This window comes from Oceanobacillus bengalensis (assembly GCF_003628445.1).
GTDB lineage: Bacteria > Bacillota > Bacilli > Bacillales > Amphibacillaceae > Oceanobacillus > Oceanobacillus bengalensis.
In genome coordinates this window covers 38569-60360 of record NZ_RBZO01000013.1, presented here as the reverse complement: position 1 = coordinate 60360, position 21792 = coordinate 38569, and the positions used below count along the sequence as shown (strand labels likewise).

Below are 21792 nucleotides of genomic sequence, written 5' to 3'. Positions count from 1 at the left end.
GATAGAGGTAGATTAAAGGAGATGAAAGCTAATGAACATTTTAGAAGGGCATAAAATTCATAAAAGTTATGGAAACAAGTTTAATAGACAGGAAGTTCTTAAAGGAATTGATATCGAAGTTGAAAAAGGAGAATTTGTCGGAATCATGGGTGCCTCCGGTTCTGGTAAGACAACGCTCCTGAATGTGTTGTCCTCCATTGATAATGTTAGTCATGGTTCGATTAAAATTGAAGGAAAAGAATTTACAACGATGAAAAATAAAAAACTTGCTGAATTTAGAAAACATCACTTGGGGTTTATTTTTCAAGAGTACAACTTGCTGGATACGTTAACCGTCAAGGAAAATATTATGTTACCACTTACGGTGAAAAAAGTACCAAGGAAAGAAGCGCAAGGCATTTTTGAAACGGTGGCGAAGGAATTGGGAATTTATGAATTGAAAGATAAATATCCAAATGAGATTTCAGGTGGACAGAAACAGCGGACATCTGCTGCACGTGCCTTCGTTCATAACCCGAGTATTATTTTTGCGGATGAGCCAACAGGAGCGCTTGATTCGAAAGCAGCATCAGACTTATTGAATAAATTAAGTGATTTAAATGATAAGTTAGATGCAACGATTGTCATGGTTACACATGATCCACTAGCAGCAAGTTACTGTAATCGTGTGGTATTTATAAAAGATGGTCAAATTTTCACCCAGTTAAATAAAGGAGAAGAGCGTAGGCAAGCATTCTTTAACGATATTATTAAGACGCAAGGTGTACTAGGTGGGGTGCAACATGAGCTTTAATCAACTCATTCTTCGTAATTTGAAGAAAAACATAAAGAATTATTATCTCTATGTTTTTGCACTTATCTTTACGGTTGCTTTGTATTTTGCCTTTGTCACGTTGCAATATGATCCAGCAATGGATGAAGTAGAGGGGTCGATAAAAGGTGCTGCTGCAATTCGGGCAGGTTCCGTTATGTTAATCGCGATTGTGACAGTATTTCTTGTCTATGCGAATAACTTATTTATCAAGCGAAGAAGCAAGGAAATTGGGTTATTTCAATTAGTTGGAATGACAAAAGGAAAGATTTTTCAGATACTTAGTATGGAAAATTTAATGCTATATTTTGGATCAATGATAATTGGTATTTTAATGGGATTTGCTTCTTCTAAGCTGATGATGATGATTCTCTTAAAGGTAATTGGGATAAATGAAGTGGCTGAACTTAGGTTCTCGGGTGCTGCTTTCGTTCAGACGGTAATTGTTTTTGCAGCAATTTATGTGGTAATTATGCTTATGAATGCATTCTTTATTAAAAAGCAACGTATTTTGTCCTTATTTCAAGTGCGTTCCACAACCGAAGGGAAACGTCAGCGAATTACGGCACTGGAAGTTATCATTGGAATCCTAGGACTTGCACTAATTGGTTTCGGTTATTTTTTATCGACCAAATTATTTAGTGGAGACTTGGTTGGAATGAATGAATTATTTATGGCTATGTTCGCTATTCTAGGATCTGTCATCTTTGGTACCTATCTTTTTTATAGAGGATCGATTAGTTTCATCTTTAATCTGATTCGCAAAAAGAATGCAGGCTATTTGTCCATAAATAAAGTGCTGTCATTATCATCTATTATGTTCCGAATGAAATCCAATTCCTTGTTGTTAACTGTGATTACAACTTTGTCAGCATTAGCGATAGGTTTATTATCACTGACATACATTTCCTATTATTCGGCGCAAAAGCTTTCAGAAGAGACAGTTTTAGATGATTTTTCTATACCTAATCTAGAGCATGCAGCATTGTTTACAGATGCACTTGAAAAAAATGATATTGGATATTCTAAGACCGAGATGGATCTTCTGACTGTGAATGCCAACATATCGAATCTTATAACTGGTTATGATGAGATGAATTTAGCATTTGATCCAGGTATGACAACGATGGTGGTAGTTACGGATGAGTGGGTAGACGATGTCGATTTATCTGAGAATGAGAGTGTCTTTGTTAATTCTAATGAAGTGATGGAGCAATTCTTGTCTCTGAAAAATTCCGGGGAAATGATGTTATCGGGAAAAGATGAAGATGCTATAGAGTTAAACTATATTGGAATAGAAGAGAAAAAAATCTTACCGACACGTTTAGCAGGTGGTGGATTTTATGTTGCAGTTGTTGATGATGATATCTATCAACAATTGGCAGAAGATAAAGACCCATCCATTCAAGGGGATTTCTCGGTATATGTTGGTGTGAATATTGATAAGAGTGGGGACGTAGAAGAGGCCAATAATATCTTTCAGGAGTTAGACTTAAGCAAATGGGCTGGATATGAATCACAGTTAGAAACTTTTAATAACCAAAAGCAAAACATGGGTATGATTATGTTCATTGTAGGCTTCTTAGGCTTAACGTTCTTAGTTACTTCAGGTTGTATTCTATACTTCAAACAAATGGATGAAGGCGAAGAGGAGAAAGCAAATTATACAATTCTACGGAAATTAGGCTTTACAAGAGATGACCTTGTGGCTGGAGTGAAGGTGAAACAATTGTTTAACTTTGGTATTCCACTGTTAACGGGATTATGTCATAGTTATTTTGCAGTAAAATCGGGATGGTTCCTTTTTGGAACAGAGCTATGGGCACCAATGATTATTGTGATGGTATTGTATACCGTGTTATATTCCATTTTCGGAGTTTTATCCGTATTGTATTATAAGAAAGTCATAAAAGAAGCATTGTAAACGGGTGCCTGTCACTATTCCTTTTTCGACATTATTCGTCAAAATTCGAGGAGTGACAGGCACCTTTTAAGCATAATGAATATTATTTGTTTCAATGCAATATTTATAAAGGGATACAAATTCATCCCAAACGGATAGTAATAAGTCTGTAAGCTTTGGATCAAAGTGTTTTCCATTATCTTCCATTATGATTGCTTTTACTTTCTCTGGTGGAAATGCTTCTTTATAAGAACGTTTCGACAATAGTGCATCGAATACATCAACGATGGAGACAATCCGTCCTTCTAAAGGAATTTCATCTCCTTTTAAATGGTTGGGATAACCGCATCCATTCCAGCGTTCATGGTGTGTCTTTGCAATTTGGGCTGCCATCTGAATGACAGGGAGTTCTAAGTTTGATAATATTTTGTGACCAATATTTACATGTGTTTTCATTGATTCCCATTCTTCACTGGACAGTTTTCCGGGTTTATTTAAAATGGAATCTGGTATTCCTACCTTTCCAATATCATGGAATTTAGCGGCAATTCGAATATCTCGGACAAACTTTTCATCACAACCAGCAATTTCTGCTAACTTTCCAGCAAATAAACCTATTCGATTCACATGTTCACCTGTATCATCATCACGGTATTCAGCAAGGTGCAATAGACTCTCAACTGTATCAAACATAACCTTTGTTTCCTTACTAACATTCTGACTTACGAGTAATCGATGAGTGAACTCAGATAATTTCGATTGAGGTAATCTCCATGTTTTATAGTATGTTGGCTTTTCTTCATGATCGGATGAAGTGAGGATTGCTTCCCTCTTTAAATCACGTGCTGGACAACCATTACACGGAAGTACACGGCCGTAAAATAATTCATAGCAGCGTTTATTTGTCATATCTTTGTCGGTTTGTCCCCTAGCTTCTAACGCTCTTTTCGTATTATCATCCATCCAAGTAATTATTCCAAAATCAATCATACTAATTTCATAGCTATAAATATCCAGAAAAGATGACACATTTAAGCTATAATAAGGCCGCAATAATTTCCTTAGGATGGCTAACGTAAATCGAGTAAATCGTTCAAAAGCATTTAATAAATCTGTGATGGATTTATCCATGTTTTCTTTTTTCTTAAAAAATGTTTCTCTAGTAGTTTCGTTTAATGTATCCACGAAAGAAATAATCAATTCTTCCGATATATTTTGGTCGATGAGCTTTCTTGTCCAATCACGAATCGTCCTGTAGAATGATGCTTCGTCTCGATACATTTTATTTTGGAAAAATTGTTTCAGAAAATTGTGTAAGTAGGCTAAATAAGATTCAACAAAAGGGAGTAGTTGTGCATTTTGGCTTCGCTTCATTAAAGCGGAGCGATAATTATAGATAATTTCATCCAAATGAAAGGTGAATAGCCCACTAAAAGAATCGAGTTTTTCAAAGTCAGTATCTATTATTCCTGACTTTCTCTGTAGTTGCTTAAATTCATACTGCAAAGGATAAGCTGCTTTATTAATTTCCATTTGATTATAAGCGTCTGCAGTGATTTGCATATCAAAGTTTAATAAAGAATCAATGGCTTGAATTAGCGGTAGGACCTCATCGCTCGGGATGAGACCAGTTAAATGGTCAGTAATAATTTGAATGTAACGACGGTTTGTAGAAATAAACCAAGGTAATTCTAACCCGATTTTAGAGTGAACATTACCAATTAAATAACGATAATGTATATAAGATTCATCAATATTAGGTGAAAAAATAGATTTCAAGTAATTTACTTGTCTTATTTTTAATCTTTCTAAATTAGAGTTGTCATCGATTATTTTCTTTAGATGCTCTACTTTGTAAATCTCATCATATAATTGATCAACAATCGGACGACTGAATGGCATTAAGATGTTTGCATATTCATGGATGCGTGCTAAAGATTCTTCTGTAATCCCTGTCAAAGAAATTTGTGTCAGACGTTCTGGATCATTGGTATTAATATGCATAATAGTTGCACTCCCTAAAATTTATTAGACCATATTATTGTTTGAAATGATCATAATCAACAACATATTTCTTTTCATTTATTTTTAAAGGGAGTTATGTGTACCCTTTCTTCCGTCATAGTAAATATTGTATACGTTCGTTTCATAATGTAAAAAATTCTCTATACAGAGGATATTATATATCAAAAAAATTACAACAACATCATTTTTTGCCTTTATTCGACAAAAATTCATAAAATTCAAGGAGTGACAAATTTGATTGTTTTTGAATGTTTTTGATGGTAAAATGCGGTTGGGAGGGTTATCATGTTAACAGATGAACGGTATTCACTCATTTTAACTATATTGAAAGAAAAGGGTATCGCAAAGACACAAGATTTAATGAATGCGTTAAATTGCTCGGAATCTACTATCAGGCGCGACCTAGAGTATCTTGATAAAATAGGAAAACTTAAACGTATTCACGGTGGTGCAAAACGAATGTATCATTTACATGAAGAATTATCCAATCAAGAAAAATCGCTCAAAAACATTCAAGAAAAAACATTGATTGGAAAATATGCAGCATCACTAATTGAGAAAAACGATTGTATTTTCCTAGATGCTGGTACAACTACACTTGCCATGATTGATTTTATCGATAATGGAGATATTACAATAGTAACAAATGGTATATTACATGCTTCTTTACTTGCAGATCGTAATATTCAATCCGTACTGATTGGTGGAAAAATAAAGGCCTCCACTAAAGCTATTGTGGGTGCAACAAGTTTAAGCCAATTAAAGGATTATCGGTTTAGCAAAGCTTTTATTGGAATCAATGGGATTGATGTGGAATTTGGTTGCACGACTCCAGATCCCGAAGAAGCAGCCATTAAAAGCTTAATACTTAAGCAGTCAGCTTTAACTTTTGCATTAGCTGATGAAACGAAATGGAACAAGGTTAATTTCGTAAAAGTTTGTAATATAGAAGATGTAACAATTATTTCGAATGAGATAAAAGATAGCAACCATTTGTTTCGAGAAAAAACAACGATTTTGGAGGCAAAGGAATGATTTATACCGTAACACTTAATCCATCCATTGATTATGTTGTCCAAGTAGAAGAAGTAACACTTGGAAAGTTAAATAAAATCCACACCGATTTTAAATTACCGGGTGGGAAAGGCATAAATGTTTCCCGGATTTTACATGCTTTAGAAACGGAGTCAACAGCGCTTGGATTTCTTGGAGGCTTTACAGGAGAGTTTATTGCGAATTGGTTAAAAAACGAGTGTATCGATACCGATTTTATTCAGGTTCAAGATGACACACGCATCAATATCAAATTAAAATCCATTGAAGAAACAGAAATTAATGGACGTGGACCGACAATTACGAACGAGGAAGCGGACAGGCTTTTAAGGAAATTAAGTGAGCTAAAAGAGGATGATGTCGTTATCTTATCTGGTAGCAAGCCACCTTCTTTGCCTGAAGACTTTTACCAGCAGCTGATTAAAAGAATTAGCGGTTCGAATGCGACTTTTGTAATAGATACAACTGGGAAAGACCTTGAGACAGCTCTTTCCTATAAGCCTTTGTTAATAAAACCAAATACCGTGGAATTATCGGATTTATTTAACGTTGATCTCAAGAAGCAAGAAGAGATTATTCCATACGGGAAAAAATTACTCGAATTAGGTGCAGAACATGTCATTGTTTCGATGGCTGGAGATGGGGCACTCCTTTTTACAAGTGAAGGTGTTTTTCGTGGAATTAGTCCAAGTGGAACAGTTAAAAATTCTGTTGGTGCAGGAGATTCGATGATCGCTGGTTTTATAGGGGAATTTATGAAGTCAAAAAATGCTGTGAAAGCATTTAAAATGGGATTAGCAGCTGGGAGTGCGACGGCTTTTTCAGATGATTTAGCGAAGAAGGAAGACATCCTTTCCATACTTGCTGCAGTGCAAGTTGAAGAATTCTAATAGAGGTGATAGATAAATGAAGATTACCGATTTACTTCGGAAGGACATTATGGTCCTTGACTTACAGGCGAAAGAGAAAGAAGCTGTCATTGATGAAATGATTGCAAGCCTTGATAAGCATGACGTTATAACAGATGCAAAAGAATTTAAAGATGCGATATTAAAGCGCGAGGCGCAGACGTCAACTGGGCTTGGGGATGGAATTGCTATGCCCCATGCAAAGAACAAAGCAGTAAAAGAACCGACAGTACTTTTTGCTAAAAGTAAAAGTGGAGTGGAGTACGAATCACTTGACGGACAACCTGCCTATTTATTTTTTATGATTGCTGTTCCAGAAGGTGCAAATAATACCCATCTGGAAACATTAGCGGCATTGTCGAGACAGTTAATAGATAGCGATTTTATTAAGAAATTGAAAGATGCTGAAACACCAGATGAAGTTCATGCTTTGTTTCAGGAGGAGCAAGAGGAGGTAGAGCAGGAAGATAAGTCTGAGGATGTTCCAAATGAGAGGGATGGTAAGCCGTTTGTTGTTGCCATTACAGCGTGCCCAACTGGAATTGCCCATACGTTTATGGCAGAGGATGCATTAAAGAAAAAAGCGAAAGAAATGGATATTGAGATCCGTGTGGAAACACAGGGGTCAGAAGGTGCAAAAAATACTTTAACGGCTGATGAGATTAATCGAGCTGAGGCAGTTATTATTGCAGCGAGCAAAAAAGTAGACCTCGACCGTTTCAACGGGAAACATGTTATTCAACGTCCTGTAGCCGATGGAATTAATAAATCAGAAGAGCTAATTACAAAGGCGATAAAACAAGATGCGCCAGTCCTTCATGGAGAAGGGACTAAGCAAAAGGCTGATGATGTGGAGGATAAAGCAAATTCCGTTTGGGGAAAAGTATATAAAGATTTAATGAACGGGATTAGTCATATGCTTCCATTTGTTGTTGGTGGAGGGATTATACTTGCACTCTCTTTCCTTTTTGAAAGTATACTTGGTAGTGATAGTACAGTATTTACCTTCTTGAACGGGTTAGGCGGGAATGCGTTTAACTTCTTAATTCCTATTTTTGCTGGGTTTATTGCTTTAAGTATTGCAGACAGGCCTGGTTTAATGCCTGGTATGGTTGGTGGTTTGATTGCAGTTGAGAGTAATGCTGGTTTCCTAGGTGGATTAGTAGCAGGTTTCTTAGCTGGTTACGTGGTGATCTTGTTGAAAAAAGCATTTCGTGGATTACCAAGGTCACTTGAAGGATTAAAACCAATCTTAATTTATCCTGTATTAGGACTATTTTTTACTGGGATTTTAATGTATTTCATCTTTGGCCCGATTTTCTCTACAATAAATACAGCAATGGTGGACTTCCTGCAAAATCTTGGAACAGGAAATGCGGTTATTCTTGGAGCAATTCTTGGTGGAATGATGGCCATCGATATGGGTGGCCCATTTAATAAAGCGGCTTATGCCTTTTCCATTGGAATCTTCACAGATACTGGTGATGGCAGCTTGATGGCAGCTGTTATGGCAGGCGGTATGGTTCCGCCACTTGCGATAGCATTAGCAAGTACGATTTTCAAGAAAAAATTCTCCGAAGAAGAGAGAAAGTCAGGTGTGACAAACTATGTCATGGGATTCTCCTTTATTACGGAAGGAGCGATTCCGTTTGCAGCAGCAGATCCGTTACGTGTAATTGGCTCTTCCGTTATAGGTGCAGCTATTGCAGGAGGCTTAACACAGTTTTGGAATAGTGCGATACCAGCACCACATGGTGGGATTTTCGTTGTACCGTTAGCTGACAATGCAATCTTCTTCTTGTTAGCGCTCGTTATTGGAGCTATCGTTTCGGCAGTTTTGTTAGGTGTTTGGAGAAAAACAGTAGAGGATAATTAATATAATGAAGCGTGCCTGTCACTGTAAGGTTTTTGACAATGTACGACAAAAACCGACAAGTGACAGGCACCTTTATTCATTTATCCAGTTTATGGTATCGTTCATTTTAACGTTAAATACAGAATTGAATCCGTTATAAGCTAAAATTTCAACTAATTGTTCGGCCATATAATTAGGTGTATATTTATATTCGCTATTCACCCACTCAACAATTAAACCAAAGAGAGCGTAGGCTTTATAGCTTGCAATTAAATTGTGATCTATTTTTTTGTTTTTATTCTTTACCATATCTAAGTCATATAGTGCCAGTTGCTTTAACACGCTACATATTTTAGCTTGATATCCAGTTAAGACATTTGATTTTATGATAATTGAATAGAATTTGGAATAAGAATAGACATGATTAAAGATTTTAACAGTAGAACTTGTTAATTCTCCAATATTGAACTGATTCGAACGAACATAGGGTTCTCTATATGAATGAACCAAATCCTCCATCACATCATCAATAAGCTCGTTTAGTAGTTCTTCTTTTTCTTGATAATGTTTATAAAAGGTACCACGATTTAAGTTTGCGCAGGTAACAATATCAGTGATGGTAATCTTATTAAAATTTTTCTTTTCCATGAGTAGAATCAAAGCTTCTTTTAATGCATGTTTCGATTTATAAATACGTCGATCATTGCTCATAAACAAATTACCACCTTTTTGTTCATTATATAACCAATTTTAGACAGAATGATGAACGGTCATACAAAAATAGACAAATCTATATTGGTTTGTATCTTGATATTTTAATTATAAACCAATAAAATTAAGGTGTACAAATGGTAACGCTCTCTTATATTTACATATTTAGATTACGATAAATTTACTAAAGGAGAAGATACATATGAAACTCGATGGAAAAGTAGCAGTTGTTACAGGAGCAGCATCTGGTATGGGGAAAGCGATCGCAGAATTATATGCAAAAGAAGGGGCAAAAGTAATTGTTGCCGACCTTAACCTTGAAGGAGCAGAAGCTGTTGTTAATGAAATTTCTAATAACGGTGGAACCGCAAAGTCTGTAAAAGTGAATGTTGCAGAACGAGAAGATATTGAAAACATGATTGATACAGCAGTAAATGAATACGGAACATTGGATATTTTAGTTAATAATGCAGGTATTATGGATGGATTTGAACCTATTGGAGAAATCTCTGATGAAAAATGGGATTTGATTTTTAATGTGAATACAAAAGGTGTTATGCAGGCAATTCGGAAAGCAGTGCCTATTTTCTTAGAAAAAGGAAAAGGTGTTATTGTTAACACTGCTTCTACTGGCGGGCTAAACGGTGCACATGCAGGTGTTGCATATGGTGCTTCCAAGCATGCTGTTGTAGGAATTACGAAAAATACTGGTTTTATGTATGCGCAGAAAGGTATTCGTTGTAATGCGATTGCACCAGGTGCCGTAGAAACTAATATCGCATCTTCCATGAAGAATGTGAGTGAATTTGGTGCTAGTCGTACACAGGTTGCACAAGCTGTGATACCGAGAACGGGTAAACCAGAAGAAATTGCACAAGTTGCATTATTCCTAGCTTCTGATGAATCTAGCTTTTTAAATGGTACAGTTGTAACCGCTGATGGTGGCTGGACAGCAGCATTTTAATAGTAGTAGTGTTTAAAGGGAGTGATCGCTCTAGAAGGGGCGACTACTCCTTTTTTTGTGCTTGTAACTATCTTTGCTTTCGACAAATTACGACAAGTGACAGGCACCGTAAGAGCGCTAAGTTTTTGTAAAGTTTGTACAATCACTCTATTCGCTAACATATACTTATTGTAGACTATATGTATATGAGGAGAAGGGGGTAAGTGTAGTGGGGAGATATAAAAAAGAAGAGAAGAGTTGGATGATGTATGACTGGGCAAATTCAGCCTATTCGATTATTATTACGACAGCAATTTTTCCGATTTTTTTTAAAGGAGTTGCTGAAAATGCCGGTGTTAGTGGGGCTGATTCCACTGCCTATTTGGGGTACACAATTTCAATCTCTACATTTATTTTAGCGATGCTTGGGCCAATTTTAGGAACCATCGCAGATTATAAAGGGATGAAAAAGAAATTCTTCCTTTTTTTCTTTATCTTAGGAACCGCATCAACCATAGCTTTGGTTTTCGTCCCAGCGAATAATTGGGTCATGTTATTAATTGTTTATATGCTGACTACGATAGGTGCGCGTGGAGCAAATGTTTTCTATGATGCATTTATCGTTGATGTGACAGAAGCTGAGCGAATGGATGAGGTATCTGCAAGAGGCTATGCTCTAGGCTACATTGGTAGTGTCATTCCATTTATTATTTGTATTGCTATCATTCTCTTATCACAAATGGAAATGATTCCACTCGCTGTCAGTACAGCAAGTAAAATCGCTTTTTTAATTACAGCGATATGGTGGATTTGTTTTACCCTTCCATTACTGAAAAATGTAAAACAAATTCATTGGGTGGAACGTGAACCGAGAATTGTGGCAAGTAGTTTTACACGACTTGGAAAAACCTTTAAAGATATTCGGCAGTACAGAGCAATTTTTCTTTTTCTACTTGCTTATTTTTTCTACATTGATGGGGTAGGAACAATAATATCGATGTCAACTGCCTATGGTTCTGATGTAGGATTAAGTTCCACTGGATTAATTATTGCATTGCTGGCAGTCCAAATTGTTGCAGCGCCATTTGCTATTCTATTTGGTAAACTTGCAATACGGTTCGGTGCAAAGAAAATGATCTATGCTGGAATTATTATTTATATATTTGTTTGTATATATGCAATGTTTCTTGAAACACTTGTAGACTTTTGGGTCTTGGCAATGCTAGTAGCAACAGCACAGGGTGGTATTCAAGCACTAAGCCGTTCTTTCTTTGCACAAATGGTTCCGAAAGAGAAATCGAATGAGTTTTTCGGATTCTATAATATTTTTGGTAGATTTGCAGCAGTTACAGGTCCATTCCTTGTTGGTGTTACAACACAAATGACAGGTAGCTCTGCTATTGGCGTGTTTAGCTTAGCGATATTATTTGTTATCGGATTCGTTATATTAATGTTTGTCCCAGAACCTAAGAGTGACAGGCACTATCCTGGATTCGACAAATCCTGACAAGTGCCTGTCACCACAAAATTAATGAATATGTTCTACTTCATAACCGTTTTCTTCTAGAATGGATATAATATGTGGTTCCATGATATAGTGTAAGCTACCTACGATAACGAAATATGTTTTCCCGTTATCTTCTTCAAGGAACCCCATGATGTCCTCTGCCATTCCATCGTTTCTATTATCATTCAATGCCTCCATAAATTCCTGATCTTCTTCGGTCATGTCCACATCTTCCTCTGCTGTTAAAGCAGCTAATAATTTATCAATATCCCCTTCTTTGTATAACCCGATTAACGTATCAAGGTCCTGCTTGTAGATTTCTAGATCGATTAACGATTCTTCTAGCATTTGTACCTGATATTCTAGTGAAGTCTCTGCAAAAATATTAAATTGCTCTTCTGCTGTTTCTAACGCAATGATTTCCTTCCCGTCGTCAGCTGCACGGTTTAAAAAGTATTCATCCACTCCATGTATGTAACCAAGTTGTTCTGTCATTAGTTGTTGAATGGTTGAAGATAAAATCCACGGTTTGTACATCTCTAATAGCTGTAGAGGTATACCAATTTCTTCCAATGTAGCTCCTACATTATTGTACAATTCTTCTGGTATGTGATCTTTGATTGTGGTCCCATCTTGATATGTACCGAGCTCTACCATAACATCTTGTAATTCAAATGGGTTAAGTGTAGTTAGGTCAATTTCAGGTACGATGACATCGGATGATGCATATGCTTCCTCGATTTTCTCATGCAATGGGTATAAGTCTTCTATTCCAATATGAATGGTTCCTTGCAAGTAAACTGTTGTGTCTCCGTTTTCTACTTCCCAAAGGAAGCCACCAGGACCATCAGGACTACCGACGATTTCTGGTTTCGTATTGATAACCTCGATACCCTTTTCATTTAGTTCTTCTAATAATGTTTGTGTCTCTTCATTTTCATCGATTGGATTGCCAACAACATTAACTTTTTCTAGATTCTCTAACTCTGTTAAAATCGAAAAATCAGTGATTTCATTGTCCTCAAGTGATAGTGTTTCCAAACTATCCAATACTTCTAGGCCACTTAAGTCACCAATTCCTAATTCGGATAAATTAATTTCAACAATTTCATCAAAATCTGTTTCATAAAGTTCCTCGTCTGATGCTTTACCTGCTTCCTCTCTTAATGCGATTTCTAATTGCTCATCAGAAAAAGTAATCGGTTCTGCTACGTTCTCATCCTGACATGCAATCAAGACAGAAGCTACCATTATCCATAATAGAATTGGTAATATGCGTTTCATTAAAACTTCAGCTCCATCTCCTAAGATTTTAACTATATCTATTCATACCACAATTAATGGATACCTGTCACCATCCGGTTTTCGGCATATTTCGCGGTGGCAGGAAACGAAAAAGTTGTTGATATTATTCAAGGAATTTTTTTCTCTTTTTTAATCGCCTCTACAACTTGGCGGTAGGTCCTATAAGCAAATTCTTTGTAGAAAGAATCAAGAATTGGCTCAAAGTTTTCCTTTGCCAATGTAGCAAACGTAAGAGCTTGTTCTAAGTTATCAAGCTTCAAATGACATAAAGCTTTATAGGAATCTCCTATATATAAGAGTGATAAATCATATGGATGATGCAAGTAGTATGGTACGTTTACTTTGTTTAGCCAATGGATTGCCTCTTCATAATGGCCAAGTTCATAAAGGCATTTTCCCTTCACAATGATGAAATGTGGGTCCAACGTTTCAATACTTACTTCATTTAAGTGTTTTTCAATGCGATCTAATGCACCAGAAAAATTTTGCTCCTTAAAAATCATTCTCTCAGCTGCTATAAAATCTGCGAAAGCATGATAAAATGGATCATCAACAAATTCACCATAGTGCTTTAATTTATTCGTATAATAGGATATCTTTTCTTCATCATGAAATAATAGCCCATACCCAGCGGCGATACGGAATAAATCATCGATATGATAAAAAATTTTATGTGTTTTTGAGTATTGAATGGCATTCTCAATCACTTGCATTGCTACATCTGTATCCCCTATAGCCAATCGATAAACTGCCTCACTATAGTCAAAATCAAGTTTTATTAGTGGATCGATGTATGGCTCTTTCTGTTCAATTTTTTCTTTTTCTTGTAAAAGTACCTGTAGGGCAGACGAATACTTATTTTTGGAAAACAAAACAGTTGCTTGAAAGATTCCAATACTCGCTCTCTTTGAAGTTGCATTTATCTTTTCATAAATGTTAGCAGCATGCTTTAACGTATCTTGCCAGCCGTCTTGGTTGGAATAAAACAGGCTATAGCTATACAGTTGCAATAAACGAGCAGATTCATATCCATCTTCAAGTTGATTCAAGTAAGGCCTAATATGTTCGACCACTTTAGTGAATTTCCTGACCAACTGATCCTGCACATATATTTCTGATTCGGAGTGATAAAGTACTTCCGCTTGTTTTAATAGCTTTCTTATTTCTTTCTTATCCCCCTGTTGCATTAGTTCTCCTACGCCAACTCCAAGCTGTTCACTAATAAAGGTTAAACTTTCCATCGAAGGTTGTGCCTTATTATTTTCGATCAGGCTTAACATGCTTTTGGATATTCTTTCCCCAGCTAGTTCTTCCAGCGTCATTTTTTTTTCTTTTCTCATTTTACGGATACGTTCACCTAATGTTTCCATAGAAGCCACCTCGCAATTTATCCTGTCAACCATCCATAAGACTCCCACCACAGTAGTACTAAGAATTTTAGGTGGAGAGATTAGACACTAACACCCCGATTGGTTCAACTAACAAACTATGGGGAAAAGGAAGCCCCACACTGATTGAAGTTTACAGTTATATATTTTAATTATATTAAATATTATTCAATATGAAAAGCGTTCTGTTTTTACAAAAAGTTTAATTATATTTAACTTTTGTGTTGTAAATATTCTCCAAATTTCCTATAATAAGTTTAATCAAATTAAACTTAAGGAGTGTGCTAAAGAATGAATGAACAGTTAAAATTTAAAAAGGCAACATACCATTTGTGGACGTTCATCGTTAGTAAATTTATTTCCAGTTTTGGAGCACAAGTATACGCGTTCGCTGCTAGTTTTTATATTTTGCAAGTAACAGGGTCTGCTACCAACTTTGCATTAAATTTACTTTGCAATGTATTGCCGAGGACGATTGCAGCACCATTTGCTGGATATGTGGCTGATCGTTTCTCGAGAAAAAAGGTTGTTATTATTTCCCACATTGCAACTGTCTTGACCATCATTAGTTTAATCACGATTAGCTTGACGATTGGTTTTTCAATTACGACAATTTATATAGCAACAGCGATTTTTTCACTTACGTCAACATTTTCTGGATTGGCATTTACATCTTCTATTAGTGGTCTAATTGATTCCGATAGAATCCAAAAGGCGATGTCATTAAACCAAATGGTCGTCTCAATTGCTTCCATTGCGAGTCCTGCAGTAGGTGGTATATTGTATGGATTCGTATCCATAACTGTCTTACTTGCGATTTATCTTGTTGCTATGATTATTGCGCTCAGTCTTGAATCAACGATGCAGTTCAACCTATTTATAAATTTGAAGGAAAATGTTGCGGGCAAAGAACAGGGGTCTATGTGGCAAAGCATGAAAGAAGGTTTTGCTTATGTGAAGGGAAAATCTGTCATTATGGCAATCATTTCGATTGCACTTGTTATTAATTTCTTTGTAGGTGCCTTTCAAGTAGGCTATTCCTTTATCCTTATTGACAATTTGCATATGTCATCTGAGCATTTTGGGATCGTCGAAAGCTCTTTTGCTGTAGGTATGCTCATCATGTCAGTTTATTTATCTATTCGCAAGGAATTGGTTTATCCACTTGTGTATGCCAAGAGAGGAATTCTATTATTAGGAATCATTCTTGCAATTTATTCCTTACCTTTGCTTGTCAAAATACCATATATGGGTATGTTTTCTTTTTATATGATTCTAATGTTCTTGTTGGGAGCCATCATTATGTTTATCAATACACCTATTAATGTCATGATGCAAAAACAAATTGATGATGCTTACAAGGGGCGTGTATTTTCCATTATGGAAACAAGTGCACAGGCATTGATTCCACTCGGTACAATCCTATTTGGTTTTCTTTATGATACGCTACCAGCACCTTGGATCATGGGAATATCAGCAATATTACTTATTGTCTCTGTCCTTTATCTCGCTAGGCCTTTTGTTTTACATAAGGCACACCCGGAATGGGGCGAAAGGCGAAAAAACATGTCTGGATTTAAACAAAAAGATACAGGATGAGTTGGGTGCCACCGTTTGGTTTCAGACAAATTTCACAAGGGGAGGCACTATGTTAGGAACTGTGTGATTTGCGTCACAGAACTTTTTATTTAATTGGATTATGATGATGTTAAGAAAAAATAGGAGGTTATATGATGCAATTTACAGTTGAACATACACCAGCAAATATTGTGAAGATTTTTCCAAAGGCGAGTGATTTATTCAAAGAACATCGAATTGATTTCTGCTGTGGGGGAAATCGCCCGTTGAAGGAAACCTTTGTAGAGAAGGACTTGGATGAAAAATTGATATTATCGAAGTTAAATACTAGTTTTGAAACGTGGAACAAAGAAGATCATGAGGTTGTAGACTGGGATTCCAAGCCACTATCAGAACTAGTCGATCACATTAGACATCACCATCATGCTTATTTAATGGAAGAACTACCAGCACTCGGTCAATTTGTTACGAAAATCTTTCGTAAACATGGTCCGAACCATCCACATTTAATGGATTTATACCGTATTTATAGCAAGTTTTCAATGGAGATGGAAGAACATACGATGAAAGAAGAAAATGATGTATTTCCACTTATTAAAGAATATGAAGCAAATCCTAGTAAGGACTTATTAGAGAAAATAAGAGAAGCGAATGGGGAACTAGAGGATGAACATAACGAAGTTGGTGAGCTATTGAAGTTGATGCGGGATATTACAAATGACTTCCAGCCACCAGCAAATACATGTGGTTCCTACCAAATTACTTACGCCCGCCTAGCTGAAATGGAAGAAAATACGTTCCAACATATACATCTTGAAAACAACGTTTTGTTTGCGAAATTATAAGTAGTATAAGACTAATCCGTATCCGACTGCTGGACATGGGTTAGTCTTTTCTTGTAGGTACCTGGTACGGTTCGTATTTCGACAACTTCCTACATTTTTCGACGAGTGACAGGCACCCCAGTGGGACTCTAGACGTGTTATAATGTTTGTATTATATTCTGGGGTTCAGGTAAAGAGGGATTGTAATCATGCAAACAAAATTAAATCCAAAGATTATTAAAGAACGATGTGGTACGGTTTCCTTTAAAAGAGGGGATGCTTTTTATCGTAATGGAAAAGTAAGCATGGAGAAACGATCACCAAAAAGCATTGAAGCAACAGTTGAAGGGATCGAGAATTTTCATGTCACTCTTGAGAAGGATAAGCACGGGAAATTACAAACAGCATGTAGCTGCCCACGGCTTTCCTCTTATAATAAAGATTGTCAGCATATTGCAGCAGTATTAATAGCATTGCATGATCAAAAGAATCAAAGAACAGATGGTAGTCTCTCGGACGGGGAACATCCACACCAAACAACAGAGGAGCTTTCGGACAAGCTATTATCACTTTTTCAGGAGCCCAGCGTTCAGCAAAGTAGTCATCAGCGCCACTTTGAAAATAGAGAAATAATCGATATAACATTTCTTTGTAAGCCAGTTACAGTTGAAATGCAAAAGACAATGTTTGGGATTGAATTGACTGTTGATCAAGCCCCATTATTAAAAATCCGCGATTTTCTTGAAAAGGTGAGGGCAGGTAAGTCGTATCACGTTTCAACATCTAAAAAGTATGATCCAGTCAAACACTGTTTTCAGACGGAAGCGGATAGGGTCATTCAAGAACTGATTCAAGTAATGGATGACCAAAAAATGTATCAGCGCGCCATTCCTAGTAAATTTATTGATGACAGTATGGAGCAACTTATACTTATTCCAGCATCTTCATGGGAACGTATCGAGCCTTTACTCGTTAAAGTCCCGTCAGTCGTGCTGGAATACGATGGGAAAAGGTATAGGCATTTTCAATTATCCGATGAAACACTTCCGTTAAAATTTGAATTTGAAGAAGCGAAAGCAGAGGGGTATCAGCTTAGAATTAATGGATTTAATCGTATGTTCGTGATGAGAGACTATCACACGGTACTATTTAATGGAAAACTTATTCCAATGAAAAGAGATGATACCGAACGATTGTCTGAACTAAAAAGGATGCTTGAAAATTCAGGTACAAATGAAATCCCAATACGAGAGGCACAAATGAAATATTTTATGGAAAAATTAGTGCCTGCACTCAGGAAAATGGGGGAAATACACTTATCTGGTGCCATTACAAAAAGATTAAGAAAAACGCCATTATCCGCAAAGCTTTACTTAGATCGAGTGAAAGACCGATTACTTGCAGGACTTGAGTTTCAATATGAAAATGTCATCATTAATCCACTTGATAAAAGGGAGTCACAAGTTGGTTCGATGATTATAAGGGATACCGAGAAAGAAAAAGAAATCTTACAAATTATAGAAGATAGCCAGTTTAATGAAACAGAGAGCGGCTACTACTTTCATAATGAAGCATTAGAGTACAACTTTTTATACCATGAGCTCCCAAAGATTCAGAAACTTGCTCAAGTATATGCGACTACCGCTGTAAGAACGCGGATAATCCCCAAAAACCCACGGCCAAGAATTAGGGTGAAGCATAAAAAGGAACGTACCAATTGGCTCGAGTTTACGTTTGATATGGACGGTATTCCGCAGAAGGAAATTAAGGAAGTACTAGTCGCATTGGAAGAAAAAAGAAAATACTATCGATTAAAAGATGGTGCATTGCTGTCACTTGAAACAAGGGAAATGGAAGAAATCAGTCGTTTTCTTAATGCTGTGCCGATGCAGGATGAGGAATTCGAAAAGGGCATAGAAGTACCTGTTATAAAAGGACTTAGACTTCTAGATTCTGTAGGAGATAGTGACACAATCTCAATTGAAGCCTCGTTTCGTGATTTTCTGGAAAGTATCTATCACCCTGAACAGTTGAAATCTAAAGTTCCAGAACGATTAGATAATATTTTACGAAACTATCAGAAACAAGGATATAGATGGATGAAACAGGTAGCGAGCTATGGATTTGGAGGAATTCTTGCAGATGATATGGGACTAGGAAAAACAATACAGAGTATCACCTTCATTGTGTCAGAGCTTAAACAAATCCGTGAAGGAAATAAACCTGTACTAATCGTTTGTCCATCATCACTGACTTATAATTGGCAAGCGGAAATAATGAAGTTTTCCCCAGAAATTCAAGCGATTATCATGGACGGGAAGAAAGTAGAACGTACAAAATTGCAAAAGGAAATAAAGGACATGGATGTGCTTATTACGAGCTATCCCTTGCTGCGCAGTGATATTATCTGGTATGAGAAACAGGAATTTCATACCGTGTTTTTTGATGAGGCGCAAGTGTTTAAAAACCCTATGACGCAAACAGCCCGTGCAGTTAAAAAGTTAAATGCTAGTCATCGATTTGCATTGACTGGGACACCAATTGAGAATTCACTGGAAGAACTTTGGTCGATTTTTCACGTTGTATTCCCTGAGTTGTTCCTTGGTTTGAAGGAATATAGTAATTTGACTAAAAAGCAGATTTCTCGGAGAATTCGTCCGTTTATGCTTCGTAGGGTAAAAGAGGATGTTCTTCATGAGCTACCTGGGAAAAACGAAACGATTGTGTTTAGTGAGTTACTTCCAGAACAGAAAACGTTATATGCTAGTTATTTGGCAAAACTTCGACATGAAACATTGAAGCATCTCGACAAGGAAACAATACGGAAAAATCGTATTAAAATTCTTGCGGGGCTAACAAGATTGAGACAAATCTGTTGTCACCCAGCATTGTTTATTGATGGCTACGAGGGTGAATCGGCGAAATTCAGGCAGCTTATGCAAATTGCCCAAGAATCGAAGTTTGCGGGTAGAAGGGTATTGATATTCTCTCAATTCACGAAAATGTTGCAACTTATTGGGAAGGAATTTGCATATCAAGGAAGATCCTTCTTTTATCTTGATGGAAAGACGCCTTCAGAAGAAAGAATTGAATTGTGCAATCGATTTAATAAAGGAGAACGCGATATTTTCTTGATTTCATTGAAAGCTGGTGGAACAGGATTGAACTTAACTGGTGCAGATACGGTTATTTTCTATGATAGCTGGTGGAATCCTGCTGTTGAGGAGCAAGCAGCAGACCGTGCACACCGCATTGGTCAGAGGCATTCCGTTGAAGTAATCAAGCTCGTTGCAAAGGGTACGATTGAGGAAAAAATGAACGACTTACAAGATAAGAAACGTCATCTAATAGAAGAAATAATTGATCCAAAAGAAAGATCAGTGGCCAAACTAACTGAAGAAGACATACAAGACCTGTTAGGGTAATAATTGGAGGGATGCACTTCTTCGACATTTTTCGACAAGTGACAGGCACCAACACGGCAAGGAGGAAGGCTGATGATTCGCATCAGGGAAGCGGCGATAGATGATCTTCCAGCACTGCTGGAAATTTATAATTATGCGATTTGTAATCTTACTGCTACATTTGATTTACAGGAACAAACATTAGAGGATCGCAAAAAGTGGTTTGAACATCATGGAGCAGAATATCCATTAATTGTTGCAGAAGAAGATGAAAACGTTATTGGATACAGTAGTTTAAGTCCATTCAATGAGAAGCTGGCATATTCTGCGACGTCAGAAGTGTCAATATATATTGCTCCGAACCAACAAGGTAAAGGTGTTGGTAGTCTATTAATGCAGCAGATTTTAAAGCAAGCCCGTCAACTAAACTATCATACGGTAATTAGCGGAATAACAGGAGGAAATGGGGCAAGTATTCATTTACATGAGAAATTTGGCTTTGTACTTGCAGGAACATTAAGGGAAGTAGGCAATAAATTTGATGAGTGGCAAGATGTCCACTATTATCAGCTTATTTTACGTGATTGATACAGGCTACCATACCTGAAATAGTTCTAATTTGAAAAGGTGGATTGGGAATGGCGAAATTAAGGGTCGTGTTTTATAGCTTTGCAATATTTTTCATTCTACTTCCTACAAGCTATGTATTTATCACGAATACTCCAATACATGATTTATATCGCAAAATAATGATTAGCTCTGCAATCCTATTCATTATACTTGGAAACCTCATTACTATTATCGAAAAACAGAAAGAAAAAAAGCGCATAGTAGGGGATGTTAGTATTATTATTGCGCTTTTCATTGTATTTATTTCAAGGCTTTTTTTGTGAGAAAAAGTTTATGAGTAGGAAATTGCTCGCCTGCTTTGTCCATTCCAAATATTATGGAATGCTAGTTTAGTAATTTTCACATCTTTTTCTGTTGTCCAAGGATCATTGTAATAAAAATGCCCTTTGTCAAATCCAGTTAATGTTAGTGCGTGTACGGTGAACCCATGCATGGATGATACCCAAACGACAACAGGCTTTTCGTCAGTTAATTGTTTTTCTATATCTGCAGCTGTTAAATCGACAGCATTACCTGCGTAGTGCTCAACTAATTTTATTAGTGCCGAGGGATAAATTGTCCACCCATCAGGTGTGAAAGGGTCACCTACATAGCCATTGTTAGGGTCTTTTGTAGCTCTTGGCATTTCATTTGCAAGTGTAACTTTATCTGCGTTACAGCCTTTATACCTTAGCATCATCGTTACTGCAGTAATCTCACAACCTGTCGGCAATTCAGGCAACTGGCTTATGAGTGGTACATCTAGTAGTAATTTCTCCATCACAATTCTCCTAACTGTTTTTTTTCCTATTCTTTTAATACTGAAAACATTCTAGTGCTAATTATAGCAATATTCCCTTTATTTTTGTTGGAACAAATAGAATAACTTTTTTAATTTTTAACTGGTTGAAGCTTAATTGCATCTACTTTAAAAAAATACCTTTTCAGATTCTAAATGAAAACGATAA

Annotated in this window: 17 protein-coding genes; 12 read left to right on the top strand and 5 right to left on the bottom strand. The window is 36.6% G+C overall.

Annotation, left to right across the window (positions count from 1 at the left end):
• Window positions 1–31: 31 nt before the first annotated feature.
• Entirely contained in the window at window positions 32–793 is a 762-nt protein-coding gene (locus D8M05_RS09835; protein WP_121131303.1) for an ABC transporter ATP-binding protein, read from the top strand.
• Window positions 783–2735, top strand: coding sequence for an ABC transporter permease (locus tag D8M05_RS09830; protein WP_121131301.1), 1953 nt, complete (start codon window positions 783–785; stop codon window positions 2733–2735). Before D8M05_RS09835 ends, D8M05_RS09830 begins: the two co-directional genes overlap by 11 nt.
• 66 nt (window positions 2736–2801) lie before the next feature.
• Here D8M05_RS09830 and D8M05_RS09825 read toward each other — a convergent pair whose 3' ends face one another.
• Window positions 2802–4718, bottom strand: coding sequence for an HD domain-containing phosphohydrolase (locus tag D8M05_RS09825; RefSeq protein WP_121131300.1), 1917 nt, complete (start codon window positions 4716–4718; stop codon window positions 2802–2804).
• Between the two features lie 306 nt (window positions 4719–5024).
• On the opposite strand from D8M05_RS09825, the gene D8M05_RS09820 reads away from it, so the two are divergent.
• The 3 genes from D8M05_RS09820 to D8M05_RS09810 are packed head-to-tail and all read left to right on the top strand — an operon-like array spanning window position 5025 to window position 8576.
• Complete coding sequence (locus tag D8M05_RS09820) at window positions 5025–5774, top strand: DeoR/GlpR family DNA-binding transcription regulator (RefSeq protein ID WP_121131298.1); 750 nt, start codon at window positions 5025–5027, stop codon at window positions 5772–5774.
• Window positions 5771–6682, top strand: a complete 912-nt coding sequence (gene pfkB / locus D8M05_RS09815) for a 1-phosphofructokinase (RefSeq protein WP_121131296.1) — start codon at window positions 5771–5773, stop codon at window positions 6680–6682. The genes D8M05_RS09820 and pfkB overlap by 4 nt, the downstream gene beginning before the upstream one ends.
• A 16-nt stretch (window positions 6683–6698) precedes the next feature.
• Window positions 6699–8576, top strand: a complete 1878-nt coding sequence (locus tag D8M05_RS09810; RefSeq protein WP_121131295.1) for a PTS fructose transporter subunit IIABC — start codon at window positions 6699–6701, stop codon at window positions 8574–8576.
• Between the two features lie 72 nt (window positions 8577–8648).
• Here D8M05_RS09810 and D8M05_RS09805 read toward each other — a convergent pair whose 3' ends face one another.
• Window positions 8649–9266: a TetR/AcrR family transcriptional regulator gene (locus D8M05_RS09805; RefSeq protein ID WP_121131293.1), complete on the bottom strand. Its 618-nt coding sequence runs from the start codon at window positions 9264–9266 to the stop codon at window positions 8649–8651.
• 202 nt (window positions 9267–9468) lie between these two features.
• On the opposite strand from D8M05_RS09805, the gene D8M05_RS09800 reads away from it, so the two are divergent.
• The gene (locus D8M05_RS09800; protein WP_121131291.1) at window positions 9469–10230 is read left to right on the top strand and encodes an SDR family oxidoreductase; all 762 of its coding nucleotides are present in this window, start codon (window positions 9469–9471) and stop codon (window positions 10228–10230) included.
• A 208-nt stretch (window positions 10231–10438) separates the two neighbouring features.
• Window positions 10439–11716 carry an MFS transporter gene (locus tag D8M05_RS09795; protein ID WP_121131289.1) on the top strand — a complete coding sequence of 426 codons (1278 nt, stop codon included), beginning with the start codon at window positions 10439–10441 and terminating at the stop codon, window positions 11714–11716.
• Between the two features lie 21 nt (window positions 11717–11737).
• Here D8M05_RS09795 and D8M05_RS09790 read toward each other — a convergent pair whose 3' ends face one another.
• Window positions 11738–13000 carry a TraB/GumN family protein gene (locus tag D8M05_RS09790; RefSeq protein ID WP_121131287.1) on the bottom strand — a complete coding sequence of 421 codons (1263 nt, stop codon included), beginning with the start codon at window positions 12998–13000 and terminating at the stop codon, window positions 11738–11740.
• Window positions 13001–13128: 128 nt separating this feature from the next.
• Entirely contained in the window at window positions 13129–14391 is a 1263-nt protein-coding gene (locus tag D8M05_RS09785) for a helix-turn-helix domain-containing protein (protein ID WP_183072760.1), read from the bottom strand.
• 309 nt (window positions 14392–14700) lie between these two features.
• Here D8M05_RS09785 and D8M05_RS09780 point away from each other — a divergent pair, with 309 nt between their 5' ends.
• The 5 genes from D8M05_RS09780 to D8M05_RS09760 all read left to right on the top strand — a co-directional run bounded on the left by D8M05_RS09780 (window position 14701) and on the right by D8M05_RS09760 (window position 21108).
• A complete protein-coding gene (locus D8M05_RS09780; protein WP_121131283.1) occupies window positions 14701–16008 on the top strand; it encodes an MFS transporter in 1308 nt (435 codons plus the stop codon).
• Between the two features lie 131 nt (window positions 16009–16139).
• The gene (gene ric, locus D8M05_RS09775) at window positions 16140–16832 is read left to right on the top strand and encodes an iron-sulfur cluster repair di-iron protein (RefSeq protein WP_121131281.1); all 693 of its coding nucleotides are present in this window, start codon (window positions 16140–16142) and stop codon (window positions 16830–16832) included.
• 188 nt (window positions 16833–17020) lie between these two features.
• Window positions 17021–20236 carry a DEAD/DEAH box helicase gene (locus tag D8M05_RS09770; RefSeq protein WP_121131279.1) on the top strand — a complete coding sequence of 1072 codons (3216 nt, stop codon included), beginning with the start codon at window positions 17021–17023 and terminating at the stop codon, window positions 20234–20236.
• 72 nt (window positions 20237–20308) lie between these two features.
• Window positions 20309–20803 (top strand): GNAT family N-acetyltransferase, encoded by a 495-nt coding sequence (locus D8M05_RS09765; protein ID WP_121131277.1) that lies wholly within the window; start codon window positions 20309–20311, stop codon window positions 20801–20803.
• Between the two features lie 50 nt (window positions 20804–20853).
• Window positions 20854–21108: a histidine kinase gene (locus D8M05_RS09760; RefSeq protein ID WP_121131275.1), complete on the top strand. Its 255-nt coding sequence runs from the start codon at window positions 20854–20856 to the stop codon at window positions 21106–21108.
• 8 nt (window positions 21109–21116) lie between these two features.
• Here D8M05_RS09760 and D8M05_RS09755 read toward each other — a convergent pair whose 3' ends face one another.
• Entirely contained in the window at window positions 21117–21605 is a 489-nt protein-coding gene (locus D8M05_RS09755) for a C39 family peptidase (protein ID WP_121131273.1), read from the bottom strand.
• Window positions 21606–21792 lie beyond the last annotated feature (187 nt).